The 15,979-nt window shown below is 70.9% G+C and carries 13 protein-coding genes; 10 read left to right on the forward strand and 3 right to left on the reverse strand.

Annotated elements, in window-relative coordinates; translation table 11 throughout:
• Nucleotides 1-6 precede the first annotated feature (6 nt).
• Nucleotides 7-1,398, forward strand: a complete 1,392-nt coding sequence (locus tag BLV96_RS22790; RefSeq protein WP_086675572.1) for a M20/M25/M40 family metallo-hydrolase — start codon at nucleotides 7-9, stop codon at nucleotides 1,396-1,398.
• Here BLV96_RS22790 and BLV96_RS22795 read toward each other — a convergent pair.
• Both BLV96_RS22795 and BLV96_RS22800 read right to left on the reverse strand, forming a co-directional pair.
• Nucleotides 1,395-2,351, reverse strand: a complete 957-nt coding sequence (locus BLV96_RS22795; protein ID WP_086675571.1) for a Gfo/Idh/MocA family protein — start codon at nucleotides 2,349-2,351, stop codon at nucleotides 1,395-1,397. The genes BLV96_RS22790 and BLV96_RS22795 overlap by 4 nt on opposite strands.
• Nucleotides 2,348-3,454 (reverse strand): DegT/DnrJ/EryC1/StrS family aminotransferase, encoded by a 1,107-nt coding sequence (locus BLV96_RS22800; protein ID WP_086675570.1) that lies wholly within the window; start codon nucleotides 3,452-3,454, stop codon nucleotides 2,348-2,350. Before BLV96_RS22800 ends, BLV96_RS22795 begins: the two co-directional genes overlap by 4 nt.
• A 149-nt stretch (nucleotides 3,455-3,603) precedes the next feature.
• Here BLV96_RS22800 and BLV96_RS22805 point away from each other — a divergent pair, with 149 nt between their 5' ends.
• The 7 genes from BLV96_RS22805 to BLV96_RS22835 are packed head-to-tail and all read left to right on the forward strand — an operon-like array spanning nucleotide 3,604 to nucleotide 9,964.
• On the forward strand, nucleotides 3,604-4,323 hold the full coding sequence (locus BLV96_RS22805; protein WP_086675569.1) for an acyl-ACP--UDP-N-acetylglucosamine O-acyltransferase family protein: 720 nt from the start codon (nucleotides 3,604-3,606) through the stop codon (nucleotides 4,321-4,323).
• Nucleotides 4,324-4,333: 10 nt separating this feature from the next.
• Nucleotides 4,334-4,576, forward strand: coding sequence for an acyl carrier protein (locus tag BLV96_RS22810; protein WP_086675568.1), 243 nt, complete (start codon nucleotides 4,334-4,336; stop codon nucleotides 4,574-4,576).
• Nucleotides 4,569-5,300 carry an SDR family NAD(P)-dependent oxidoreductase gene (locus BLV96_RS22815; RefSeq protein WP_086675567.1) on the forward strand — a complete coding sequence of 244 codons (732 nt, stop codon included), beginning with the start codon at nucleotides 4,569-4,571 and terminating at the stop codon, nucleotides 5,298-5,300. The genes BLV96_RS22810 and BLV96_RS22815 overlap by 8 nt, the downstream gene beginning before the upstream one ends.
• Complete coding sequence (locus BLV96_RS22820; protein ID WP_086675566.1) at nucleotides 5,297-6,691, forward strand: AMP-binding protein; 1,395 nt, start codon at nucleotides 5,297-5,299, stop codon at nucleotides 6,689-6,691. The genes BLV96_RS22815 and BLV96_RS22820 overlap by 4 nt, the downstream gene beginning before the upstream one ends.
• Nucleotides 6,688-7,740 (forward strand): LuxE/PaaK family acyltransferase, encoded by a 1,053-nt coding sequence (locus tag BLV96_RS22825; RefSeq protein WP_091389469.1) that lies wholly within the window; start codon nucleotides 6,688-6,690, stop codon nucleotides 7,738-7,740. The genes BLV96_RS22820 and BLV96_RS22825 overlap by 4 nt, the downstream gene beginning before the upstream one ends.
• Nucleotides 7,737-8,981: an acyl-CoA reductase gene (locus BLV96_RS22830; protein ID WP_086677316.1), complete on the forward strand. Its 1,245-nt coding sequence runs from the start codon at nucleotides 7,737-7,739 to the stop codon at nucleotides 8,979-8,981. The genes BLV96_RS22825 and BLV96_RS22830 overlap by 4 nt, the downstream gene beginning before the upstream one ends.
• 11 nt (nucleotides 8,982-8,992) lie before the next feature.
• The gene (locus BLV96_RS22835) at nucleotides 8,993-9,964 is read left to right on the forward strand and encodes a lysylphosphatidylglycerol synthase transmembrane domain-containing protein (protein ID WP_086677318.1); all 972 of its coding nucleotides are present in this window, start codon (nucleotides 8,993-8,995) and stop codon (nucleotides 9,962-9,964) included.
• Nucleotides 9,965-10,267: 303 nt separating this feature from the next.
• Here the strand turns inward: BLV96_RS22835 and BLV96_RS22840 are convergent, their stop codons facing one another.
• Nucleotides 10,268-12,154 (reverse strand): DUF6541 family protein, encoded by a 1,887-nt coding sequence (locus tag BLV96_RS22840; RefSeq protein WP_167379700.1) that lies wholly within the window; start codon nucleotides 12,152-12,154, stop codon nucleotides 10,268-10,270.
• A gap of 151 nt (nucleotides 12,155-12,305) precedes the next feature.
• Here BLV96_RS22840 and BLV96_RS22845 point away from each other — a divergent pair, with 151 nt between their 5' ends.
• Both BLV96_RS22845 and wsfD read left to right on the forward strand, forming a co-directional pair.
• Nucleotides 12,306-13,964 (forward strand): hypothetical protein, encoded by a 1,659-nt coding sequence (locus BLV96_RS22845; RefSeq protein WP_086677320.1) that lies wholly within the window; start codon nucleotides 12,306-12,308, stop codon nucleotides 13,962-13,964.
• Nucleotides 13,961-15,547, forward strand: coding sequence for a glycan biosynthesis hexose transferase WsfD (gene wsfD, locus BLV96_RS22850; protein ID WP_244180410.1), 1,587 nt, complete (start codon nucleotides 13,961-13,963; stop codon nucleotides 15,545-15,547). The genes BLV96_RS22845 and wsfD overlap by 4 nt, the downstream gene beginning before the upstream one ends.
• The last annotated feature ends 432 nt before the right edge of the window (nucleotides 15,548-15,979 follow it).

A 15,979-nucleotide genomic window follows, 5' to 3' on the forward strand; every position in this document is an offset into this window, starting at 1 on the left:
CCAACCGTGACCTCCAGACGAGCGTTCCTCACCGCGTCGGCCGCGGCCGTGGCGGCGTCCACGATCGGAGTCCCCGCCGGCGCCGCCGAGCTCGGCGACCGCGGGCCCGGCGTCCCCGTCCGCCCCCAGCGTCCCGGCCCCGACTTGCGCGCGCTGCTGCGGCAGGTCGACGAGCGGCGGATCGAAGCGACCGTGCGCCGGCTGGCCGCGTTCGGCACGCGGCACACGCTGTCGGCGCAGGACGACCCCGCGCGCGGCATCGGCGCCGCGCGTGACTGGCTCTTCGCGCAGTACCAGCAGATCGCCGCGGCGTCCGGGGGCCGGCTGACCGTCGCGCTGCAGTCGTACGTCCAGCCCCCGGCCGACCGGATCCCGGTGCCGACCACGATCACCAACGTCGTCGCGACGCTGCGCGGGTCCACCGACCCCGGCCGCGTGTACGTCGTTTCGGGGCACTACGACTCGCGCCGCACGGACGTCATGGACTTCACCGGCGACGCGCCGGGCGCGGACGACGACGCGTCCGGGGTCGCGGTCGCGCTGGAGCTGGCGAGGGTCCTCTCGACGCGGCAGCCGGCCGCGACGATCGTCTTCGCCGCCGTCGCGGGCGAGGAGCAGGGGCTCTACGGCGCGCGGTATATGGCGCAGCAGTTCAAGGCGGCCGGCACCGACGTCCAGGCGATGTTCACCGACGACATCGTCGGCTCCAGCCGCGCCGACGACGGCACGCGCGACCCGTTCACGATCCGCCTGTTCGCCGAAGGCGTCCCGACCGCCGAGACGCCGGCCGAGGCGAACCTGCGCCGCAGCATCGGCGGCGAGAACGACTCACCGCCGCGGCAGCTGGCCCGGTTCGTGAAGTCGGTGGCGGAGAACGACGCGACCGGGATGGCAGTCCGGGTGATCTACCGCCGCGACCGCTACCTGCGCGGCGGCGACCACATCGGCTTCCTGGAGCAGGGCTACCCGGCGGCGCGGTTCACCGAGCCCGCCGAGGACTTCGCGCACCAGCACCAGGACGTCCGCGTGGAGAACGGCGTCCAGTACGGCGACCTGCCGGAGTTCTGCGACTTCCCGTTCGTCGCCCGGGTGGCGCGGGTGAACGGCGCGGCCCTGTGGTCACTGGCGACGGCCCCGGGAACGCCGAAGGGCGTGAAGATCCGCACGGCGGCCCTGACGAACGACTCGGAACTGCTGTGGGACGCGACGCCGGGCGCGGTGGGCTACGAAGTCCTGTGGCGCGAGACGACGGCCCCGGACTGGACGCACGCGCTCGACGTCGGCCCGGCGCTGACGGCGAAGATCGACCTGTCCAAGGACAACGTCTTCTTCGCCGTCCGCGCGGTGGGCCAGGGCGGCCGCCGGAGCCCGGCGGCCTTCCCGGTCCCGGTGAGCTAGGCGGCTGCCTGGGTGAGCACCTGCTCCACGACGTGGTGCGACGGCAGGATCAGGTCGCGCTCGGCGGCCGCGTCGATCTTGCCCTCGAGCAGGTCGCAGAACCGGTCCAGCTGCGTCGCGAGCGGCTCGCGCGCGGTGACCAGCTCCGGGATCTCGATCACCGTCTGCTGGCGGTAGCCGAGGCCGTCCGGCGTGACGGAGTCGTGCGACACGTGCCGGTAGATCGTGACGTCGCGGCGCAGCAGGTCGATCTCGATCAGCCGGTCCAGCTCCGACACCACCAGCGAGCGGACCTTCTTCTGGCCCAGGCGGGACGCCGAAACCGTGGCCAGGCCGGTCGGGAACGACAGCACCGTCTCGATGGTGTCCTCGGCGCCGTCGACCGACGACGGGTGGAAGTACCCCGCACCGGACGTCACGCGCGCCGGCGTCGCGCCGCCGAAGAACTGGATCGCCAGGTCGACGTCGTGGACCAGCAGGTCCCACGCGACGCCCGTCTTGATGCGCGGCGCGTACGGGCCGTGGCGGCGGGCCATCAGGTGCACCGGCTCGTTCACCAGCGCCCGCGCGGTCATCACCGCCGGGTTGTAGCGCTCGAGCAGCCCGCACATCAGCGGGATGTCGTTCTTCGCCGCCAGCGAAACGATTTCCTGCGACTTCTCGAAGCTGTTGCAGACCGGCTTTTCGACCAGCATCGGCTTGCCCTGGCGGAAGATCTCCTGCGCCAGGTCGTAGTGCACCTCGGTGGCCGAGGCGAGCACGACGGCGTCCACATCGGACAGTTCGCCGATCTCCGGCGTCCACTGGGTTTCGTACCGGTCGGCGACCGCCTTGCCGGCTTCCTCGCGCGGATCGATCACGCGCACCAGGTCGACGCGCTCGTTCTGGGCGAGCACGCGGGCGTGCAGCGACCCCATGTTCCCGGTGCCGACAAGAGCGATCCGATGCGTCATGCGCCCAGTACCTCGCGAACGGTTTCGATGATGGTGTCCAGGTCGGACTCGGTCAGGTGCGGGTGCACCGGCAGCGAAAGCGCCTGCTCCGAAACGGCCTTCGCGACCGGGAAGTCCTCGACGCGCGCGCCCGGGATCAGGTCGTGACCCGCGTAGCACTCGTAGTCGAAGACGATCTTGGGGTAGTAGATGCCGTTGCCGATGCCGCGCTCGGTGAGCGCCGCGGCCAGCTCGTCACGCGAGAGGAACGCGTGCGGGCCGACCAGCACGGTGTACTGGTGCCAGACGTGCTCGCGGCCCGGCAGCACCTGCGGGACGTCCAGGCCCGGCGTGCCGGCCAGGCCTTCGGACAGCCGCTTCGCGTTCGCCTGGCGGGCCGCGGTCAGCTGGTCGAGCTTCGCCAGCTGCGGGATGCCGACGGCGGCGTGCAGGTCGGTCATCCGGTAGTTGTGCCCGGCGACCTCGTACTGGTAGCGGGCGCGCATGCCCTGGTTGCGCAGCACGCGCAGCTTGTCGGCCAGCGCGTCGTCGTCCGTCGTGATGACGCCGCCCTCGGCGGTGGTGATGTTCTTCGTCGCGTACAGCGAGAAGCAGCCGATGCCGAACGAGCCGGCCTGCTTGCCCTCGAACGACGCGCCGACGGCCTGCGCGGAGTCCTCGATCACCTTCAGGCCGTGCTCGGCGGCGAGCGGGGCCAGCTTCCCCATGTCCGCCGTCTGGCCGTAGAGGTGCACCGGCATGAGGACCTTCGTGCGGTCCGTCACCGCCTTCGCCACGGCGTCGGGGTCGATCGCGAAGTCGTCGCGCCGGATGTCGGCGAACCGGACGGTCGCGCCGGCCTCGAGGATCGCGTTGAGCGTCGCGACGAACGTGAACGGCGAGGTGATGACCTCGTCACCCGGCTTCAGGTCGAGGACCTGGAGGGCGGCGACCAGCGCGGTCGTCCCGTTGTTGACCGCGATCGCGTGCTTCGTCCCGGAGACGGCCGCGAAGGCGTCTTCGAAGCGCTTGACCATCGGTCCCTGTGCGATGGCGCCGGAGCGCAGCACCTCGACGACGAGGTCCTCCGCGTCGCGAACGTCGACCACGGTGATGGGGATCATGGGCAGTCTCTCTCGGCAGGCGATTTCGGCGCGTCCGGTACAGTGAGCCGCCGGTTCTGCGCCCGGCCGCCCTGCATCAACGCGGGCCACACGTTACCGGGCGCGGTAGCACGCCCAGTACCCAGCCGCCGACGAACGGATACCCGCCCGTGGCCAACCGCATCCACCCGACCGCCGTCCTCGGTGAAGGCGTCGAACTCGGCGACGACAACGTGATCGGGCCGTTCGCGGTGATCGTCGGGCCGGCCCGGATCGGTGACGGCAACTGGATCGGCCCGCACGTGACGATCGGCACGCCCGGCGAAGACCGCGGCCGCCCCCACCCGGACGCCTGGGAAACCGCGCCGGTGGGTGACCCGGATCACGACGGCCACGGCGTCGTCATCGGCAGCCGCAACCGGATCCGCGAGTACGTGAGCGTCCACCAAGGGACCTGGCGGACCACGACGATCGGCAGCGACGGCTACTTCCTGCGCAACTCCCACATCGCCCACGACTGCCTGGTCGGCGACGGCGTGACGATCGCCTCGAACGCCGTCACGGGTGGCCATTGCCACATCTGGGACGGCGCGAACCTCGGCATGGGCGCGATCCTGCACCAGAAGGTCGTGATCGGCCCCGGCGCGATGATCGGGATGGGCTCGGCGGTGCGGCGCGAGATCGGCGCGTTCACCATCGCCGTCGGCAACCCGGCCCGGGTCACCGGCGTCAACGTCGTGGGCCTGTCCCGCCGCGGTGTGGACGAGGAGACGATCGAGGCGCTCGGGCCGTGGCTGAAGGGCAAGGAAGGTCTCCCGGACGTCACCCTGCCCGGCGACCTCTCTACCTTGGTAAAGGCGTGGGACGCCCGCCCGCGCGACGAGCACTAGGAGTCACGCAATGTCTGTCGCCCCCAAGCTGCGCGAGGTCTTCGTCGAGGCGCTGGACCTCGACGGTGACGTGGACGTCGAGAACCTGAAGTACCGCGACATCGAGGCGTGGGACTCGGTCGGCCACATGGCGCTGGTCGCGGCCATCGAGGACGAGTTCGACGTCGAGTTCGACACCGACCAGGTCATCGACATGTCGAGCTTCAAGGTCGCCGTGGACATGGTGACCGAGCTGCAGGCGAAGAATGACTGATCTGTCCGGTCGCGTCGCGCTCGTCACCGGCGGGACGCGGGGGATCGGCCTGGCCACCGTGCGCGCTCTGGTGGAAGCCGGCGCGACGGTGGTGCTCACCGGCCGCGACGAGGCCCGCGCCAAGGAGGCTGCTTCGGCGGCCGGCGCCGCGGCGGGGCTCGCGCTCGACGTCACCGACGCGAAAGCGGTGTCTTCGCTGGTCAGGGGGGTCGCGAAGGAGCACGGCAAGCTCGACGTCGTCGTCGCGAACGCCGGGATCATGGAGGACGCGCTCCTCGGGATGATCCGCGAGGAGCTCGTCGACACGACGCTGAGCACGAACGTCGCCGGCACGCTGCACACCGTCCAGGCCGCGGCCCGGGCGATGATGCGCAAGAAGACCGGTGCGATCGTGGTGCTCGCCTCGATCGTCGGCGAGTACGGAAGCGCCGGTCAGACGGTCTACGCGGCCTCGAAGGCGGCGGTCGCGAACATCGCGAAGTCGGCGGCGAAGGAGCTCGGCCGGTCCGGCATCCGCGTCAACGCGGTCGCGCCGGGCGTGATCGAGACCGACCTGACCGCGGGCCTGAGCGAGGACGCGAAGGCGGAGAACACCGGCAAGACGCCGCTCGGGCGGCTGGGCCGGGCGGAAGACGTGGCGAACGCGATCCGGTTCCTGGTGAGTGATGAGGCGTCCTTCATCACCGGGCAGGTGCTGGGCGTCGACGGAGGCTTGGTGCTGTGACGCTGTTGGGTGCGGGAGCCCGGCTGGTCGATGTGGCCGGGGGCCGCACGCTGGCGGGCGCGGAACTGTCGGCCGAGGTCGGCGAGCGCGTGGACGAGCTGGCGGCGCTGCCCGTCGGCGTCGTCTTCGCGCGGATGTCGATCGACCTGCCGAGCGTGCTGACCTACCTGGGCGCGTTCGAATCCGGCCGGGCGATCGCGCTGATCGACCCCGCGCTGGACGCGGACGTGCTGGCCGGGCTGGTCGCGCGGTTCCGCCCGGCGGCCGTGCTGTCGGCTTCGGGTGACGCTCCGGCGGGTTATTCGCTTCGCGGCTCCGACTGGGTTCGAGACTCCGCCGAGGGTGTCACGCCGCACCCCGACCTGGCCGTGCTGCTGCCGACCAGCGGGTCGACCGGCAATCCGAAGCTCGTCCGGCTGTCGCGCCAGGCGATCCTGTCGAACGCCGACGCCATCGCGCAGGTGCTGCACATCGACGCCGACGAGGTCGCGCCGACCTGCCTGCCCCTGCACTACAGCTACGGCCTTTCGGTGCTGAACTCGCACCTGGTGCGCGACGCGACGATCGTGATCGAGCCGTCCGGCGTGCTCGGGCGGGGGTTCTGGGACGCGGTGACGACGTACGGTGTCACGTCGCTTTCGGGTGTCCCGTACCACTACGAAATGCTGCGGCGGCTCAAGTTCGACCCCGCGAAGTACCCGACGCTGCGCACGCTGACGCAGGCCGGCGGGAAGCTGCGCGACGAGCTGGTCGCCGAGTTCAACGAGAAGATGCTCGCGGTCGACGGCCGGATGTACGTCATGTACGGCCAGACCGAGGCGGCGCCGCGGATGACGACGGTGCCCGCCGAAAAACTGGCCGAAAAGCTCGGTTCCGCCGGGCCGGCGCTGCCGGGCGGCAAGTTCGCGGTCCGCCGGGACGACGGGTCGGAGACCACGCACCCCAAAATTGTCGGTGAGGTCGTCTACCGTGGGCCCAATGTGATGCTGGGTTACGCGGACGACGAGTCCGGCCTGGCCAAGGGCGACGAATGCGGCGGCGTGCTCGCCACCGGTGACCTCGGGTACCTCGACGAAGAGGGGTACCTGTTCATCACCGGGCGGCTCAAGCGCATCGGCAAGGTGTTCGGCAACCGCGTCAGCCTCGACGACCTCGAGCAGGCCGCGCGCACGGCGGCGGTCGGGATCGACGTGGTGGCCGCGGTGCCCGCCGGCGACAAGGTCGTGCTGTTCGCCGAGGGTGTCGACAAGGACATCTGCAAGGACGCGTCGCGGGCGCTGTCCGAGCGGCTGCACCTGCACGCCAGCGGGTTCGACGTCCGCCCGATCGACACCGTGCCGCTGCTGGCCAGCGGCAAGATCGACTACCGGTCACTGGAGGCGAAGGTATGAGCGTGTTCACTCGGTCGCAGGCTGACCGGGAAGCCTTGCTGCTGCCCGAACTCGCCTCGCTGACGGCCCACCACCGGGCGAATTCCGAGGGCTACGACCGGATCCTGTCGTCGCTGGGCATCGCGCCTTCCGAGTCCTTCGCCACGATCGCGGACCTGCCGTGGCTGCCGGTGCGGATGTTCAAGACGCACGACCTGAAGTCGGTGCCGGACAGCGAGGTGTTCAAGACCCTCACGTCGTCCGGCACGACCGGTGCCGGCGCGTCGCGGATCTACCTGGACAAGGAGTCGGCGGGCGCGCAGACCAAGCAGCTGGGCGCGACCCTGCAGGAAGTTCTCGGCGGCGAGCGGCTGCCGATGCTGATGGTCGACACGATCGGCATCATCAAGAACCGCCGGTCGTTCTCCGCGCGTGGCGCCGGTGTGCTGGGCATGGCGAACTTCGGCCGCAAGCACACGTACGTGCTCGACGAGAACGACAAGCCGGACGTCGAGGCCGTCAAGAAGTTCCTGGCCGAGTACGGCGACAAGCCCTTCCTGATCTTCGGCTTCACGTTCATGGTGTGGCTGTACCTCTACGAGGTCGCGCGGGACAACGGGCTCGACCTGTCGAACGGCATCCTGATCCACAGCGGCGGCTGGAAGAAGCTGATCGACCGCGCGGTCGACAACACCGAGTTCCGGCGGCGGTTCAAAGAGGACACCGGGCTCACCCGGATCCACAACTACTACGGGATGATCGAGCAGATCGGCACGGTGTTCCTCGAAGGCCCGTCCGGGAACTCGCTGTACTGCCCGGACTTCGCCGACGTCGTGATCCGGAACCCGGAGACGTGGGAGGAGCAGCCGGTCGGCGAGCCCGGCGTGATCGAGGTCGTCTCGACGCTGCCGACGTCGTACCCGGGGCACGTGCTGCTGACCGAAGACCTGGGGGTCTACAACGGCATCGACGATGGCGACTGGCCGGGCAAGCACTTCTCCGTGCTCGGCCGGCTGCCGAAGGCCGAGGCCCGCGGCTGCTCGGACACGTTCTCGGGAGCGGCGGCGTGACTTCCCTGACTCAGCGTTTTCCCGCTGCTCCTGCTGTTTCCGTGACCGACCTGGTCGACGAGCTGCGGGCTGCCCCGCCGGGCGGCCGGCTGCGCGTGGGCGACCCGCGGATCGTCGAGTTCATCACGAAGTTCGCGCGCAAGCTGCTGGCGCCGGCCACCGCCCGGCGGTTCCCGGAGCTGGCGTCGCTCGGGTTCTTCCTGCGCAAGGGCGAGATCGCCAAGGCGTTGTCCACTTTGGACGCCACCGGTGGCGCGCTGCGGTTCCCCCGCGGGCTGGTGTTCCACGTGCCGCCGGCGAACGTCGACACGATCTTCGTCTATTCGTGGGCGCTGTCGGCGCTGGCGGGCAACCACAACGTCGTGCGCGTGTCGTCGCGTTCAGCCGGTGCCGCGGAAGCGGTGCTGGAGGCACTGAACGCGGCACTGTCCGAAGTGGACGCCGCCGTCGCGGACGCCGTCCGGGCGACCCAGCGCATGGTGACCTACGACCGCAGCGACGAGGTGAGCGGCGCTTTGTCGCTGGCCGCCGACCTGCGCGTCATCTGGGGCGGCGACGGGTCGGTCGCCGCGCTGCGCAAGTACCCGCTGGCCCCGCACGCGCGTGACCTGACGTTCCCGGACCGCTCGTCGTTCGCCGTCGCTTCGGTGGCGGGCTGGCAGCGGGCGTCCTCGGAAGAGCGTCGCGCGGCCGCCGAGGGCTTCTACAACGACTCGTACTGGTTCGACCAGGCCGCCTGCTCGTCGCCGCGCGCGGTGTTCTGGGTGGGCGACGCCGCTGGTGCGACGGCGGCCGGGCAGGAGTTCCGGACGCTGCTGTCGTCGGTGCTCGCGGCGAAACAGCACGTCACCGAGCCGGCGATGGCGGTCCAGAAGCGCGTGTCGGCGTACGGCGCGGCGGTTGACGGCCTGGTGCGCGGCATCGAGTTCGCGGGCAACGGCCTGGCCACCCTGGAGCTGACCGACCCGGCGATCCTGCCGCGCGAGTGGCTCGGCGCGGGCACGTTCGCGAACGCCCGAGTGTCCTCTTTGTCCGATCTGGTGCCGATCGTCCTGCGCAAGGACCAGACGGTCAGCCAGTTCGGCTTCTCGGCCGAGGAGCTGACGGAGTTCGCGCACGAGCTGGCGGGCCGTGGCGTCGACCGGATCGTGCCGTTCGGCAGCGCCCTGACGTTCTCCGCGGTCTGGGACGGTTACGATCTGCTCCACGAATTCAGCCGCCTGGTCACGGTGCAGGCCTGAGGAGACGGTCGATGACGACAGTTGAGGACTTGCCGGCTGCCGGTAAGCAGCCGAAGTCCGCCAAGGCGAAGATCCTCGACGTCGTCAGGTGGGTCGCGATCCTGCTGGTCATCGGCTTCGCGGCGAAGCAGCTGGCCTCGAACTGGGGCGAGTTCTGGCACACGCTGCGGGACGTGGCGTGGCAGTCGTCCCTGCTGAGCCTGGTGGCCCTGGTCGCGGCGATCATGGTGTCGACCTGGGGCTGGCAGGTGATGGTCGACGACCTGGGCAAGCCGATCGGCTACGCCCGGGGAGCGCAGATCTGCCTGGTCGGCTCGCTCGGCAAGTACGTGCCGGGTTCGGTCTGGGCGTACCTGCTGCAGATGGAGCTGGGCCGCAAGGCGGGCCTGGCCCGGGCGCGCATCTTCACGGGCTCGCTGATCCAGCTGGGCGTCGGAGTGGTGTCGGCCCTGGTGGTCTCGCTCTTGGCGGCCCCGGCGGTGTTCAGCAACAGCCCGCGCGCGATGTGGCTGTTCGTGCTGATCCCGGTCGGCCTCGCGATGCTGCACCCGAAGATCCTGACGTGGGGAACATCCCTGGTCCTGCGCATTCTCCGGCGCCCACCGCTGGCCCACCCGCTGGGCTGGAAGGTCGTGGGCAAGGTCTTCGGCGCCTCGACGGCGGCGTGGTGCTTGCAGGGAATCCACCTGTGGCTGCTGGCGAACTCGGTGGGCACGCCCGGTTTCAGCGGTTTCGTGCTGTGCGTGGGCGCGATGGCCGTGGCGATGACGGTGGGCACGTTCGCGTTCATCCTCCCGAGCGGAGTGGGCGTCCGCGAGGTGGCCCAGGTAGCGGTGCTGACGGCGAGCGGTTTGACGGTCGGCCAGGCAACGGCGTTCGCGGTGGCGTCCCGGGTGATGTTCACGGTGGCAGACCTGCTGACGGCAGGCATGGCGGCGGTAGCGGCCCGTTCGAGCCGCCGGCCGGCGGTCACGCCCGCTTGACTGCTTTTATCCACAGCTGCTCGCCCCTGCTTCCCCTGGCAGGCGTATCCGGCGTTGTTTGCGAACCTCACTTCAGCTCATAAAGGCTGTTCACAGGGTCTTTCGCTGGGCTGCGCGGGGGTTGTCCACCACCTGTCCCCAAGTTGTCCACAGCACCTACGCACATGTGGACAACTTGGCCTCGGGAGCCCTCAACCGGGCAATTTGGTCGGCCGCCGCCGATAGACTGGCCAAGGGGACGCCCCCCAAGGGAAGGGCGGGGGCCGCCGACGTCGCGGCACGCGCCGCAGCCTCCGGCAGCCCTCAGGGCACCAGCCGGTAAATCACCGCGTCCGAGTTCCGCCAAGCCTCCTTCAAGAACGGCTTCCCGGCCAACCCCACCAACCCCGGCTGATAAGGCTGCTCCGGCGCCGGCAGCGGCACCCCCAAAATCACCCACCGCACGTTCAACCGAACAACCGCCGCCCGCACCGCCGGGTCCGTCTCGTAGTCCCGAAACCGCTCCGCCAGCAACCGAGCATCCGACGGCGGCAAAGTCTGGTCGTAGTGCGCCGCGACCGTCCGGACCCCCGACAGCGCGTACGTCCAAGCCGTCCCGTCGAAGCGGTCGTTCATCGCCCACTCGCCCGGTGCGGCCAGCTTGCCCAGCTCCACCATCGCCGCCTCCTCGCCCGGCGTCACGTGCAGCTTCGACGGGTCCGCCGCCTGGTACCCCGTGTACACCCGAGCCCCGTTCGAGCGGAAGTACAACCCGTTCGACAGCACCACGAAACCCAGCAGCACCACCACCGCGACCGCCACCGCCGGCACGCGCGGCGGGAGGTGGTCGCGCAGCCACGCCTGCGTCGACGCCAACCCGTGCGCCGCCAGGACGCACAACGGGATCGCCGCCATCGAGAAGAACCGGTACGGGTCGTCCCACCACGGGCGGGACAACGCCATCACCAACGGCGCGTTCGACGACGCCACCGCCATGTACGCCAGGCCCGTCACCGCCGCCGTCAGGCCGATCCAGCGCAACGCCCCCGCCCGCGCGAAGAACACGATCCCCAGGAACAACGCCACCGACAACCAGATCTGCGGGTGTGCCTCGAAGTGCTGGAAGCTCAGCAACGCACCCAACGCCGTCGATGCTCGCCACTCGCTCGGCCAGCCGAAGTACGGGACGTCGCCCGTGGCCAGCCCCAGCGCGCCGAACAACTGCAGCCATGCCACGAACAACGCCGCCACCGCGATCGGCAGCAGCGCCAGCAGGTCACGCCCGATCCGGCGCCACGAAGTCAGCCAGCGCTGCACCAGCAGCGGGCCGGCGAACAGGATTCCGCCGAACAACGTCGACGAATGGACGCACAGCAGGCCCACCGCCGCGAGCAACAGCACGAAACCCGTGTCCGGCGCCACGCGGTCCAAGTACCGCCGCAACGCCACCGCCGCCAACGGCGTGAGCGTCACGCCCAGCGCGAACGGCAGCAGCGGGCCGCGGTCCATCGACTCGTAGACGCCCATCACCGGCGCCACCGCCGTCAGCGCCACCGCGCCCGCCAGCACCGCGCGGCCGCGGAACTCGCGGACCAGCGTCACCAACGACAGTGCCAGCAAACCCGGCAGCAGCAGCGTGTTCGCGTCCAGAGTCGCCGGGATCGATGCCCCGCTCAGGTGGTAAGTCACCGACGCCAGCAGGTGGTAGGCGTTGGGGTAGAACACCGGCAGCGCGTCGCCGTACCAGTTCACGTGTCCCGTGCCGAACAGGCTGCCGTCGCCGGTGTCGGCGATGTAGCGGACGGCGTTGCCGTGGTACACCGCGTCGAAACCCTGCGGCAGCGCGCCGATGTGGCCCAGGCCGCGCAGTGTCGCGTAGAACCCGACCGCCGCGCCGAACAGCAGGCACGCGCCGACCGCGAGGTGCCCGCGCCGGTCCCACAGCCCGGGTTCCGGCTCTGGTGACCAACGGCGGACCGTCAGTTTCCGGACACCGTAAGCGATCGCGGCGAACACGACCGTCGAAAGCGCGTACGTCAACGGGGTGAACGACCACCCGATCGCCGCCGTCCACGGGCCGGTCAGGCCGCCGATCGCGTAGCTCAGCAGCGGTGCCAGTCCGGCCAGGGCCCAGCCGCGCAGTCCCGCGGCGAGACCGGTCAGCAGGCCCGGGACGGCGATGACGGCAATGGCAACGCAGACGGAGAGCACGCTGGAGACTAAGCCGCCGATGATCAGTGAGCGGTCGCGGGGCCGGAGTCCGAACGGGACACTCCGTCGCGATACCCGAACGGGTTATATTGACCAGTGCGTTTCCCTGCTTGACTGACGCCGGGCGGAGCGATCTTCACGAGGGGGCCGGGTGGTCTACGCGGTCGTGGTGGCGTGGCTGGTCCTCGCCGCGATCGTGGTGCTGACCTGGGGCCGTCTCGACACCGACCGCGGCTGGCGCGGCTTCGTCCTCGCTCTCACCCTCGGCCTTTCGCTGCTGCACCAGCTGCTGTTCGCGACCGTCACCGAAGACGCGCTCGTGTCGTTCCGCTACGCGCAGAACATCGCCGACGGGAACGGGCCGGTCTTCAACCCCGGCGAACGCGTCGAGGGCTACACGAACTTCCTCTGGCTGGTCCTGATCGCCCTCCCGCGGGCCGCGTTCGGCGCCGACGTCCGGACCGCCGCCGTCGTGTTCGGGGTCGTCGCCGCGCTCGGCTCCGTCCTCCTGTCCTGCTTCCTGGTCAACCGGATCGTCGCGGCGGCCGCGCCCGGGAACGCCGAGCCGCGGCCGGCGATCGGCGTCGCCGCCGCGGTGCTCACCGCGAGCGCCGGCGGCCTCGCCGTCTACGGGCCGTCCGGCTCCGAGACCCCGCTGTTCGTCCTGCTGCTGCTCGCCGTCTGCTACTCGCTCGTGGCACGCCGGCCGGTGGTCGCCGGGGTGCTCGTCGCGTTCGCCGTGATGACCAGCCCGGAGGGCCTGGTGGCCGGCGTGCTCGGCGGCCTCTGGCTGGCCGGGGCCGCGTTGAAGAAGAAGCACAGCTGGTGGGCGCCGGTCGGCTACCTGCTTGGCGCGCTCGTCTTCCTGATCCCGCGGCTGGCCTGGCGCGCGACGTTCTACCAGCACTTCCTGCCCGCGCCGCTGGCCGCGAAGCTCGGCGGCCCGCTCGGTTCGCAAGTCGACGCAGGCTGGCCGTACCTGTCCGGGTTCGCCTTGGCGCACCAGGGTTTCCTCCTGCTCGGGCTGGTCGCCGCGGTTGCGCTCTTGCTGCGCCGCACCGACGCCGCCGAAGCCCGCACGCTGATCTGGCTGCTGTTCGTGACGGCGCTCGGGCTCGCGGCCGCCGCGGTGCTGATCGGCGGCGACCCCGGACCGTCGTGGCGGCTGCTGGCCCCGGTGCCGCCGCTTATCGCCGTCGCGAGCGTCGCCACCTACGGCGTGCTGACCGTGGACGCCGAGGTGAAGCCGTCGCCGCGGCCGCGCGCGTGGCCCGCGGCGACGCGCCTGGTGCCGGTGACCGCCTGCGGGCTCGCCGGCATCGCCGTGCTCGTCTCGGTCTTCAGCCCCGACATGCTCGACCGCGTGCGCGACTGGCGGGCGCACGGCGACGAGCTCAGCGCGATCGGCGGCTGGCTCGGCGACTACCTGCCGCCCGGGTCGGTCGTCAGCGCCGCCGCGCCCGGCGCGCTCGCCGCCCGCGGCGACCAGCTGCTGATCGTGGACGTCCTCGGCCGCACCGACGACCACATCGCCCGCGAAGGCCGGCATGCCGGCGGCGTCGCCACGGACTACGACTACGTCGTCAACTCCCGTCGCCCGACCGTCGCGGTGCCCGCCGACAGCGGCTACGCCGACCGCCAGCACTGCGTGATCGACCCGGTCTACGCGGGCAAGTACCAGGTGGCCACGTTCCGCCGCGTCGGCACGCCCTACTGGGTCTCGGTGTACCCGCGCGCGGAGGACGCGAAGGCCGTGGTCACGGACCTCAACCGGGGGCCGGACTTCCGCTACGTACCCTGTCCTTCGTGAAGCTGGACGTCCCGAAAGCGCGCCTGGGGTCCGAGGCCCGGCTCGGGATCGGGGTCTTCGGGACGTCGCTGCTGCTCTTCGTCGTGCGGTTCCTGGTGCCGCGCCCGATCGCGATGTCGAACAACGGCGACGGCGGCCGCGTGCTGTGCGGCGCCGGGATCACGTGGAAGGGCCTGCCCGAGCCGTTCGTCCACCTCGCCTACACCGCCGCGCCGGGCGCGACGCCGTGCCGGCCCACCTACCTGCTGACGCAGAGCTGGCTGGCGGAGGCGTCCGTCGGGTTGGCCCGGCTGGCCGGCTTCCCGGCGACGCTGAGCCTGGTCGTGCTCGGCCTGCTGAGCAGCATCGTCGCCGCCGCCGCGATCACGGCGATCGTGCTCGGCCTGCCGTACCCGGTCCGCGTCCGGCTGGCCGTGGCCGCCGGGCTCCTGCTGGTCGTCGCCGACTCGGCGTTCTTCGGCTACTTCGCGGCGATCCTCGGCGAAGGCGCGGCCTTCCTCGGCCTGCTGCTGATCACCGGTGGCCTGCTGCTGACCGCGCGCGAAGGCCGGTGGAGCTACGCGGGCCTGGCGGTGACGTTCGCCGGTGGCGTCCTGGCGGTCAACGCCAAGGTCCAGACGCTGATCATCCTGCCGATCCTCGTGCTCGCGGTGCTCCTCGTCCGGCCGGGCACGCTGCGCGGGACCAAGCGGTGGGCGGCCGCGGCGCTGGTCGTCGGGGCCCTCGGCGCCGTGACGCTGTTCGCGCAGCAGAGCGTCGAACCCGCCCGCGCGCCCGACGGCACGTACACCGCGTTCCCGGGCGACGACTCGCGCGAGATCAACATGTTCAACTCGATCTTCCTGAACATCGTCGACGGCGAGCACGACACCCAGGCCGACCTCGCCGCGCTCGGCCTGCCGCCGTCGTTCGCCCAGTACGCGGGCAACGGCTGGTGGCACCCGCACCCGGCGACGATGGACCCGCTCTACCCGGGTTACCGCGACAAGATGACCCGCGAGAACGTCCTCGGCTACTTCGCGAGCCACCCCGGCCGGACGCTCGAAGTGCTGGACCAGGCCGCGACCGACCAGCTCACCGCCCGGCCGGGCTACCTCGGCAGCTTCGACCAGGAGGCCGGCTTCGCGCCGCACGCGCAGGAGTACCGGGTGCCGGTGGTGTCGTGGCTGACCCGCCTGATCAGCCCGCTCGGCCTGCTCGCGCTGGTGCCGATCTGGCTGTTCGTGCTGGTCAGGGCCTGGAACCAGCGACGCGGGCCGCTCGGCGTCGTGCTGGCGTTCCTGCTCACCGTCTCGCTGACGCAGTTCGGCACCGCGGCCCTCGGCGACGGCATCGAGGGCGTCAAGCACCAGTCCGTGGCGCTGTTCACGATCCTGCTGGCGCTCGTCCTGGCCGCGCTGCCTCAGTCGCGTTCGAGCGAACCCCGGTGGGGGAGGAACTCCTCGGTCGGCGGGCCGTCGTCGGCCGGCGGAACGCGTCCCGACGCCGGCTTGGGCCAGAACGGCGGCACTTCGAGCAGCACGAACACGAGCAGCCCGGCCAAGCCGACCAGGAAGATCGTCGACGACGACGCCAGCTTGTAGTTCACCGCCAGGTAGAGGAAGAACACGACGCCGACCCAGATGCGCCGGGCTTCACCGCGGTGCCGGTCGAGCTGGACCGCGACCAGCCCGATGACCAGCGGCGCGAGCATCACGAAGACGCGTTGCGTGTCCGTGGCGACCAGTCGCCCGGCCAGGCAGCACAGCCCCAGCCAGACGCTGGACACGAGCAGCAGGCTCCGGGTCCGTTCGCGCCGGAACTCGCGGTAGAGGCCGTAGGCGAAGATCAGCCAGAAGAAGCCGAACGTGCTGTACAGCGCGGCCTGGTCGACGCCCTTGTTCGACGACAGGGCGAACCGGATGTTGCCCAGCAGGCCGCTGTTGGCCTGCCCGGCGCCGAACCCGTAGTCGCCGCCGATCAGCGCCTGGGCCCACAGCCGGAACGCGAAGTACAGGCCGCCCGCGACGACCACC

This window comes from Amycolatopsis pretoriensis (assembly GCF_900107925.1).
In the GTDB taxonomy this organism is placed as follows: domain Bacteria; phylum Actinomycetota; class Actinomycetes; order Mycobacteriales; family Pseudonocardiaceae; genus Amycolatopsis; species Amycolatopsis pretoriensis.

Coding starts and splice junctions, on each gene's coding strand:
- BLV96_RS22795 (WP_086675571.1), bottom strand. CDS start 2,351: ATGACGCATCGGATCGCTCTTGTCGGCACCGGGAACATGGGGTCGCTG.
- BLV96_RS22800 (WP_086675570.1), bottom strand. CDS start 3,454: ATGATCCCCATCACCGTGGTCGACGTTCGCGACGCGGAGGACCTCGTC.
- BLV96_RS22810 (WP_086675568.1), top strand. CDS start 4,334: ATGTCTGTCGCCCCCAAGCTGCGCGAGGTCTTCGTCGAGGCGCTGGAC.
- BLV96_RS22815 (WP_086675567.1), top strand. CDS start 4,569: ATGACTGATCTGTCCGGTCGCGTCGCGCTCGTCACCGGCGGGACGCGG.
- BLV96_RS22825 (WP_091389469.1), top strand. CDS start 6,688: ATGAGCGTGTTCACTCGGTCGCAGGCTGACCGGGAAGCCTTGCTGCTG.
- BLV96_RS22835 (WP_086677318.1), top strand. CDS start 8,993: ATGACGACAGTTGAGGACTTGCCGGCTGCCGGTAAGCAGCCGAAGTCC.